Below are 8,103 nucleotides of genomic sequence, written 5' to 3' on the forward strand. Positions count from 1 at the left end.
TACTGTGGAGCAGTTTTAATGGGGGGACTACTCAGTTGCGTCGGATTACCCAGCCAAGCCCAAGATACCACAGCACAATTAAATCAGGCTATTTGTATTGAGGATTGGGACGGTGCGATCGCGATTCTCGATAATGTCATCTCAGATTATCCTAACAGTCAGAATACATTGGGAGAATATCGCGATCGCCTCCAACAACTCTCTACTACAGGATTGAGTGAAGAACAAAAAGCCCAATACTGTTCTTTAAACCCAGACCCATCAGATTTCCCGCTTCTCACTGCTGATGAAGAAACTCCTCTCAGCGCTCGTGTTTCAGAGTATTACCAACAACTCAAATCCGGTATGAGATACGATGACATTGCTACCCTCATCGGTCGTCCGGGAAAACTAGATTATCTATCTTCTTCCTACACTTGGATAGCTGAGAATACTTCTACGTTAAGCGCCACATTTTCAAATAACGAGTTGGAGGATTTGACCATTGGCGAATCCATAGACTGTAGAGAAAATGGCGAGTGTGACGCCATTATAGCTGCTCCGGCTGAGTTTAAGAAACTACAAGAACGCTTAGAAGTAGGAATGAACGCTCAAGCGGCTTTACAATACATTACACGGGAATTAGGAGAACCGACATGGCTAGGAGAAACGGTGATGTACGATTGGCAATTTCGAGAAGAAGGTATCTATTGCCGGATTTTTGCATATTTTGCTAACAGGGATGGACAAGTAACAACCTACGGAAAATTGTGTGTCAAGGAAACACAGATAGAGATGTAGCCGCCGCGCAGGTAGTAAGGCAACGTGGACTTGCAGCCGTCGGGCATCCCCCCGTAGCTCCCCTTGCTAAGGGGGGTTGGGGGGATGAGGGGTTAAGCGTAGGCTCCCCTTAGACCCAAGAATCTCCAGCTGGAGAGTGTCAAGTCCCGGTTACAGTCCCAAACCCGCAAAAGGTGATAAATTAGAAGCTCTATACTCTATCGGAAATTTTTCAAACCCAAGTCCCGTGGCCCGAGCGTCCTATTCACGACAACTTCTAGACAGCGTGCGAGCGTTCGTGCAACCGCCACCGCCGCGCCGCGCGTCTCGTCGAAAATCCCCAAACCACTTACGAGAATGGGGAGGTTGGGTGTTGGCTGCCGTTCTCGCCGCGACGATGTTGGTATGGAATTGGAAACTTTTCCTGTCCACGGGAATCGGAATGTCCGTGACCGTGGGGGCTTATCTGCTGTCTCAGTCTTCTTGGACAGTGCGCTGGTCCGACGTGCGCCGTTGGCTGTCCGACTTAAACCGTCCCATCACGGTGGCGGTTGTCAGTGGGGGACTGTCCACGGTTTCCACCTACATGGCCGCTGAAATTTGGGCAACTGCGGAAAATCGCTGGATGGCTGGCGGTTCGATTTTGCAAGGATTGGCGACACTGGGTATTTTACTGCTGTTAGCCTGGCAGACCCTCAGTCGCGTGTTGGGACGCGAAGGGGTCAACGTCAACGCAACCCTCGATCGCCTTAGTGAAAACGATCCCCTCAAACAACTGGTGGCGTTGCGACAACTCGAACGCTGGGTGACGGGGGGAACGGTCGATGTAGGCGAACGTCGGACGATTGGGGAGTGTTGCCGGGTGTTGCTGTCGCGACAACTCGAGCCGGTGGTTCGAGAGGCAGCCTTGGAAACCCTCAGTGCGGTGAACGCTCAAGCTGCGCCGTCGTTACCGGAAGGGGCAACCGCCGCGATCGATTTGCGTCCTTCGAGAAAGGCGGCGACGCGAAAAAGAAAAATTTCGTTGTAAGGTGCGGCGATAAGCTGCACGCCGAGGGGTAAACCCGTCGGACGGCGGACGGGAACGTTGAGGACGGGCAGTCCGGCGAATGAAATCGGCTGGGTAAACAGTCCCAGATGAGGGCGCACGAGGATGTCTCGACCGTCGAGAACCATCGTTTTCTGTCCCAAGTGCGGCGCAATGCAAGGCGTCGAAGGTGCTAGGAGAACGTCGACGCGTTGGAACAGCTCGCGCAGGCGATCGCGATACCAGGTTCGGAACCGTTGCGCTTGCAGATACCAGTTCGCGGGGATTAACGCTCCAGCCAGGAAGCGATCGCGCGTTGCCGGATCGAACTCGTCGGCCTGCGATCGCAAGTCGTCTAAATGGAGGTTGCTGCCTTCGCTGGCGGTGATGAGATAGGCTGCTGCCCTCGCGCGAGCTGCTTCGGGAATCGATACCACCTCAGTCGCGTTTAGGGCGTTAGCGATAGTGGAGACGGCGTCTAATGCTTCTGTTTTTGCATTTTTAGCAAAATAGTCCCCCAAAACGGCGATGCGAATACCATCGATTTCGGGCTGGAGAAGCGGCGAGACGGGAGCGATCGCCCGTGTCGTACACACGGCATCGCGCAGATCGGCACCTTGCAGGACATCGAAGGCCGCCGCCAGATCTCGCGTCGATCGCCCAAACGGACCGATACAGTCCAAGCTTCCCGAAAACAGAACCGTTCCCGCCCGCGACAGTCGCCCGTAAGTCGGTTTCAAGCCGAACGCGCCACACAAGGCCGCCGGAACGCGAATCGAACCGTTCGTATCCGAGCCGAGAGTCAGAGGAACCAACCCCCCAGCCACCGCCGCCGCCGAACCGCCAGACGATCCCCCCGCGATGCGCGTTAAGTCGTGGGGATTGCGCGTCGCTCCGTAGTGGTGGTTTTCCGTGACGAAGCCGTAGGCAAACTCGTCCATATTGAGGGTTCCCAGCAAGATCGCCCCGGCTCGTTGCAGGCGCGTAATGGCAGTGGCGTTAACAGAGGCAGGGGGACGGCTGGCGTACAGTTTCGACCCGGCGAGGGTGGTGAGACCTTCGACATCGAAGAGGTTTTTGACGGCGAAGGGAACCCCCGTCAGAGAGCCGAGACGTTCGCCGTTTGCCCGTTGGCGATCGATCTCGTTCGCTTGCTGCAAAGCGCGATCGCCCAACACCGTCGTAAAACAATTCAGTGACGAATCGGCGCGATCGATGCGATCGAGGGCGGCGCGCACGACCTCTGTTGCCGATACCGTTCCCTGTTTGACCGCTTCGGCGGTGGCGATGGCGTCGGCGGTGTCGAGGTCGAAACTCACGGCTCGAATTTAGGCGACATTTCGATGTCTTCAGGCAGGGGAAACGCCATCACCGCTTGCGCCGCCTGTTGCAACGTCTCGAAATTTTCAAGCACACCGGGCATCTGTTCCTCTGAAATCGATAAATCGAGGAGTTTCGCCGTAATTTCGACGACTGTTTGAGTGTCTGTCGGTGTTTGATTCATTCTGACGCATCCATCACGATCTCGAATTCCAACCCATCGCGATCGCGGAAATTGTAGGTAAAGTGGTCGGTGACGTTCGTATCGCTCAGTTCCAGGTTATAAAATTCCATCGCCTCAGCCTCGAAATAGGGACCGGCGTGCCAAGTTCCCACCTCGAGTTTAATAAAACAGTTTCCCGGTACGAGAAACGCCGCCAAGCGATCGCGATCGGGGCGATCGTCCGCACTCGGCGGTGCCACCGCGATCGCCCAGGATTTCCCCCCCAACGACCCCAAACATTGCGTACAGCGAACGTGGCGGGTAATGCGATCGAAGCGCAGCCCACGATCGCGCAACCGCATAATATAAAACCGAGGCGTTCCCCGAGTCAGATCGAGTCGAGCGTCCGTCTCGTCGAACGGCTTCCCGTCCTCACTAGCAAAAATTGCCTGACCGTAGGGACGAAAATTTTCCGGCGTCAGCGGCTGAGCCGTTAACGGTTGCAGTGTCATCGTCTGACTCATCTTACATCTAGCTCCCGAACCATTGCGATCGCTGCGATCGGATTTCGACCTTAACACGACCGAGTCTCCCGACAAGACTTCTCCCGAGCGTTCCCAGAGTCTGATAAACTTCGCACTGGATAACGGATAACGGACGACTGGTCGCAGCAAAGGTGGTAGTCTTTAAGATGGCATATTTTAACAGTCTGTAATACTGCCACCCCCTTCTTGACAGACGAATCACATATACAAGCATGGTCACCACGGCAGAAAAAACCAATACTGGCTACATTACTCAAATCATCGGCCCCGTTGTGGACGCCAAGTTCCCGAGCGGTCAATTGCCGGAGATTTACAACGCCCTGAAAATCGAAGGTACCAACGAAGCAGGTAAAGAGATTTCTTTGACCTGCGAAGTTCAGCAACTTCTGGGCGACAACCAAGTTCGCGCCGTTGCAATGAGTTCCACGGACGGCTTAGTGCGCGGCATGGAAGTCGTCGATACCGGAGCTGCCATTAGCGTTCCCGTCGGGAAAGCCACCTTGGGTCGCATCTTCAACGTCCTCGGCGAACCCGTCGACCGAAAAGGCGACGTTCCCACCCAAGAAACCTCTCCCATCCACCGCGAAGCCCCCAAACTCACCGAACTGGAGACCAAACCCTCCATTCAGGAAACGGGGATTAAAGTGGTCGACCTGCTGGCTCCCTACCGTCGCGGTGGAAAAGTGGGTCTGTTCGGCGGTGCTGGCGTGGGTAAAACCGTCATCATCATGGAACTGATCAACAACATCGCCAAAGCTCACGGTGGCGTGTCCGTGTTCGGCGGTGTGGGCGAACGCACCCGTGAAGGAAACGACCTTTATAACGAAATGATGGAGTCTGGGGTTATCGACGAAGAAAACCTAGAAAACTCCAAAGTCGCCCTCGTCTACGGTCAGATGAACGAACCCCCCGGTGCGCGGATGCGTGTCGGTCTGTCGGCTCTGACGATGGCTGAATACTTCCGCGACGTGTCCAAACAGGACGTGTTGCTGTTTATCGATAACATCTTCCGCTTCGTACAAGCCGGTTCCGAGGTGTCGGCACTGCTGGGTCGGATGCCTTCTGCGGTGGGATACCAGCCCACCCTGGGGACGGAAATGGGCGAACTGCAAGAGCGCATTACCTCCACCACTGAAGGATCGATTACCTCGATTCAAGCAGTTTACGTCCCGGCGGACGACTTGACCGACCCCGCTCCGGCCACGACCTTCGCTCACTTAGACGCGACCACCGTGTTGTCTCGTGCGCTGGCGTCCAAAGGGATTTACCCGGCGGTCGATCCCCTCAACTCCACCTCGACGATGCTGCAACCGGAAATCGTCGGCGACGAACACTACGGCACCGCTCGCGCCGTTCAAGCAACGCTGCAACGGTACAAAGAACTGCAAGACATCATCGCCATTTTGGGTCTCGACGAACTGTCTGAAGACGACCGTTTGACGGTGGCTCGCGCTCGGAAGATCGAGCGTTTCCTGTCTCAGCCGTTCTTCGTGGCGGAAGTGTTCACGGGATCGCCGGGTCAGTACGTGAAGCTCGAAGACACCATCAAAGGCTTCCAAATGATTCTCAACGGCGAACTCGACGACCTGCCCGAACAAGCGTTCTACCTCGTCGGCGATATCAGCCAAGCCAAAGCCAAAGCTGACAAACTCAAAGCAGAAGCGCAGTAGGTTGCGCGGATGGCTTCTCCTCGCTCCTCTTCCACTTAACGGAAGAGGGGTTGAGGTCGAAAGCGACTGCTTTGTCACGGTTAACGATTTACCACGCCAAAAAAAATTGCCGAACATAAATTTATGACTTTACAAGTTCGCGTTATCGCACCGGATAAAACGGTTTGGGATGCGGAAGCCGAAGAAGTGATTTTACCGAGTACGACCGGACAGCTCGGTATTCTCAGCGGTCACGCTCCGTTGTTGAGCGCCCTCGATACGGGCGTGATGCGCGTGCGCCCCGGTAAAGAGTGGGTGCCGATCGCGCTGATGGGTGGATTCGCTGAAGTCGAAAGCGATTTGGTCACGATCCTCGTCAACGGTGCCGAACGGGGCGACAGTATCGATCGCCAAACGGCTCAGGAAAACTACGATAAAGCCCTCCAACGCGTTGAAGCGTCGGTCTCGGCGGCTCGCGTCGAACAAATTCAAGCCAAACAAGCCCTAAAACGCGCTCGGGCATTGTTGCAAGCCGCAGGTGGCACAGTTTAAGCACTGTGCGATCGAGCAATTCGCGATCGCACGGCGATCGCCAAAAAAGGGGAGTGTCGAAACCTCCCCTTTTTGAGTTGAGGTCGCAAGGGCCTCTCGGGATTCTGTCGCGATCTTGAAAACGCGGTAGAACTTGAGAAGAGTGGAACAAACCGATCGATCGCAACTCTCGAACGTACCTCATGAAGACGCTTTTTCGCAAACCGAAACGCCAACGGCCGCGCCCTCGAAAAACCCGTATTCTCGTCAGTCGGATTGGAAAATACCGCCTCATCGAAACGGGAATTCCCGGATTCGATTGGAGCGATTTGTATCACTGGCTGTTGAGTTTGTCGTGGTGGGGCTTTTTAGGACTGGTGGCTGCCACCTATCTGGTGGTCAACCTGCTGTTTGCTACGGCTTACGTCCTCTTGGACGGCAACGGTATCGCCAACGCCGAACCGGGGTCGTTTTCCGATGCCTTTTTCTTCAGCGTGCAGACGATGGCTACCATCGGCTACGGGGCAATGTACCCGCAAAGTCTCGTGACTCATTTACTGGTGGCGATCGAGGTGTTGGTGGGATTGTTGGGCGTGGCGATGGCGACGGGGTTGATGTTCGCCCGCTTTACGCTGCCGAGCGCGCGCGTGCTGTTCAGTCAAGTGGCGGTCGTCTGTCCCTATCGGGGAATTCCCACGCTGATGTTTCGCGCGGCTAACCGACGGGGGAATTTTATCGTCGAATCTCAGTTTCGCGTCAGCGTGTTGCTTCCGGAAACGACGGAGGAAGGCCACACCATGCGGCGGTTGCACGATTTGAATTTGGTGCGATCGGAAACGCCCTTTTTCTCGTTGTCGATGACGCTGATGCACCCGATCGACGAATCGAGTCCGCTGTTTGGTAAGTCGCCGTCGTTTTTAGCCGAACTCGACACGCAAGTTGTCGTGATGATGACCGGATTAGACGAAACCCTCTCCCAAACCATTCACGCCAGTAAGTTCTACACTGCCGACGATTTGCGCTGGAACGCCCGTTTCGTCGATATTATTTCGATTTTGCCCAACGGCGATCGCTATGTCGATTACGACCATTTTCACGCGGTCGAACCGATGGCGATCGATAGTGAACTGACGGTTGAAAATCGGTAAGGCTGTCTCGAGAGCCAAAAACAGAAGCATCTCCGACTACCCGTTACCCTGTAAGATAAATTTGCTCAAGGTAAATACGATCGAGATTATATGGACGCGGCCGAACTGATACATCGCTACGCCGCAGGCGAACGAGATTTTAGTGGTGTCGATATCCGACGCATTCGTTTGAGTCGAGCTGACCTGTATCAAATCTGTCTGAAGGACGCGATCCTGTCTGGGGCGTCGCTGACTGATGCGGACTTGCGCGGGGCAGATTTGACTCGTGCCGATCTGGCCAACGTCAACATGAACGGGGCGTCTCTGGTGGGAGCGTCTTTGTACGGCGCGGATTTGACCGGGGTAGAAATGCGCTACGTGGATTTGTACCGCGTCGATTGTCGCAACGCCATCCTGACCGGAGCGGATTTGTTCGAGGCGGATTTGCGAGAAACGAATTTGGAAAACGCGGATTTGTGCGAGACGATCTTACGAAAAGCCAATTTACGTCAGGCGAAACTCGATGGCGTCAAACTTCACGATGCGGATTTGCGCGATGCGGATTTGCGGGGCGCGAGCTGGCAAGGGGTGGAGTTGGTTCGCGCTTGTTTTGAAGGAGCGAACCTCAGTTATACGAATTTGCCCGAAGTCTCGCTCAACGAGGCTAACTTACGTAAGGCTAATTTGAATTCTTCGATTTTGAGTAAAGCCTCGTTAAGTGAAGCCGATCTCAGTGGGGCGTCTTTGAAAGGGACTAAACTAGATGGAGCGAATCTGTTCGGTGCGAATTTGAGCGGTGTCGATCTCACTCAAGCCGATCTGAAAATGGCCGATTTGACCGGGGCAGATTTGAGTTACGCCAATTTGACCGGGGCAGATTTGTGGGGCGCTCATCTGACAGCGGCCAATTTGCACGGGGCGATCGTTCCCGACGGAACTCGGCATAATTAGCAGGGGAGAGGGAGAGGGGGAGAGAGGGAGA

General features: G+C 54.9%; 9 protein-coding genes. 6 read left to right on the forward strand and 3 right to left on the reverse strand.

Translation table 11 applies throughout. The features are described from left to right. Both POG22_RS12250 and POG22_RS12255 read left to right on the forward strand, forming a co-directional pair. The coding region (locus tag POG22_RS12250; RefSeq protein ID WP_498905519.1) for a hypothetical protein at positions 1-780 on the forward strand (780 nt) is incomplete at its 5' end. Positions 781-1,006: 226 nt separating this feature from the next. Beyond that, complete coding sequence (locus tag POG22_RS12255) at positions 1,007-1,789, forward strand: hypothetical protein (protein ID WP_498905521.1); 783 nt, start codon at positions 1,007-1,009, stop codon at positions 1,787-1,789. Here POG22_RS12255 and POG22_RS12260 read toward each other — a convergent pair. Genes POG22_RS12260 through POG22_RS12270 form a run of 3 tightly spaced genes read right to left on the reverse strand, consistent with a single transcriptional unit; the run spans position 1,693 to position 3,793 of the window. Continuing rightward, positions 1,693-3,105, reverse strand: a complete 1,413-nt coding sequence (locus POG22_RS12260) for an AtzE family amidohydrolase (protein WP_498905523.1) — start codon at positions 3,103-3,105, stop codon at positions 1,693-1,695. The genes POG22_RS12255 and POG22_RS12260 overlap by 97 nt on opposite strands. After that, positions 3,102-3,290 (reverse strand): DUF4089 domain-containing protein, encoded by a 189-nt coding sequence (locus POG22_RS12265; protein ID WP_498905524.1) that lies wholly within the window; start codon positions 3,288-3,290, stop codon positions 3,102-3,104. The genes POG22_RS12260 and POG22_RS12265 overlap by 4 nt, the downstream gene beginning before the upstream one ends. After that, positions 3,287-3,793, reverse strand: coding sequence for an ureidoglycolate lyase (locus POG22_RS12270; RefSeq protein WP_498905528.1), 507 nt, complete (start codon positions 3,791-3,793; stop codon positions 3,287-3,289). The genes POG22_RS12265 and POG22_RS12270 overlap by 4 nt, the downstream gene beginning before the upstream one ends. Before the next feature lie 233 nt (positions 3,794-4,026). Between POG22_RS12270 and atpD the strand changes: the two genes are divergently transcribed. The 4 genes from atpD (at position 4,027) to POG22_RS12290 (ending at position 8,072) form a co-directional block, all read left to right on the forward strand. Next, on the forward strand, positions 4,027-5,484 hold the full coding sequence (gene atpD, locus POG22_RS12275) for a F0F1 ATP synthase subunit beta (RefSeq protein ID WP_063719671.1): 1,458 nt from the start codon (positions 4,027-4,029) through the stop codon (positions 5,482-5,484). A gap of 123 nt (positions 5,485-5,607) precedes the next feature. Continuing rightward, on the forward strand, positions 5,608-6,015 hold the full coding sequence (atpC, locus tag POG22_RS12280) for an ATP synthase F1 subunit epsilon (RefSeq protein WP_026097940.1): 408 nt from the start codon (positions 5,608-5,610) through the stop codon (positions 6,013-6,015). 182 nt (positions 6,016-6,197) lie between these two features. Continuing rightward, entirely contained in the window at positions 6,198-7,142 is a 945-nt protein-coding gene (locus tag POG22_RS12285; RefSeq protein WP_498905525.1) for an ion channel, read from the forward strand. Positions 7,143-7,232: 90 nt separating this feature from the next. Further along, a complete protein-coding gene (locus POG22_RS12290) occupies positions 7,233-8,072 on the forward strand; it encodes a pentapeptide repeat-containing protein (protein ID WP_498905527.1) in 840 nt (279 codons plus the stop codon). Positions 8,073-8,103: the final 31 nt, after the last annotated feature.

This window comes from Geitlerinema sp. CS-897 (assembly GCF_028368005.1).
Lineage (GTDB): Bacteria > Cyanobacteriota > Cyanobacteriia > Cyanobacteriales > Geitlerinemataceae > Baaleninema > Baaleninema simplex.

Coding starts and splice junctions, on each gene's coding strand:
- atpC (WP_026097940.1), top strand. CDS start 5,608: ATGACTTTACAAGTTCGCGTTATCGCACCGGATAAAACGGTTTGGGAT.
- POG22_RS12285 (WP_498905525.1), top strand. CDS start 6,198: ATGAAGACGCTTTTTCGCAAACCGAAACGCCAACGGCCGCGCCCTCGA.
- POG22_RS12290 (WP_498905527.1), top strand. CDS start 7,233: ATGGACGCGGCCGAACTGATACATCGCTACGCCGCAGGCGAACGAGAT.
- POG22_RS12265 (WP_498905524.1), bottom strand. CDS start 3,290: ATGAATCAAACACCGACAGACACTCAAACAGTCGTCGAAATTACGGCG.
- POG22_RS12270 (WP_498905528.1), bottom strand. CDS start 3,793: ATGAGTCAGACGATGACACTGCAACCGTTAACGGCTCAGCCGCTGACG.
- atpD (WP_063719671.1), top strand. CDS start 4,027: ATGGTCACCACGGCAGAAAAAACCAATACTGGCTACATTACTCAAATC.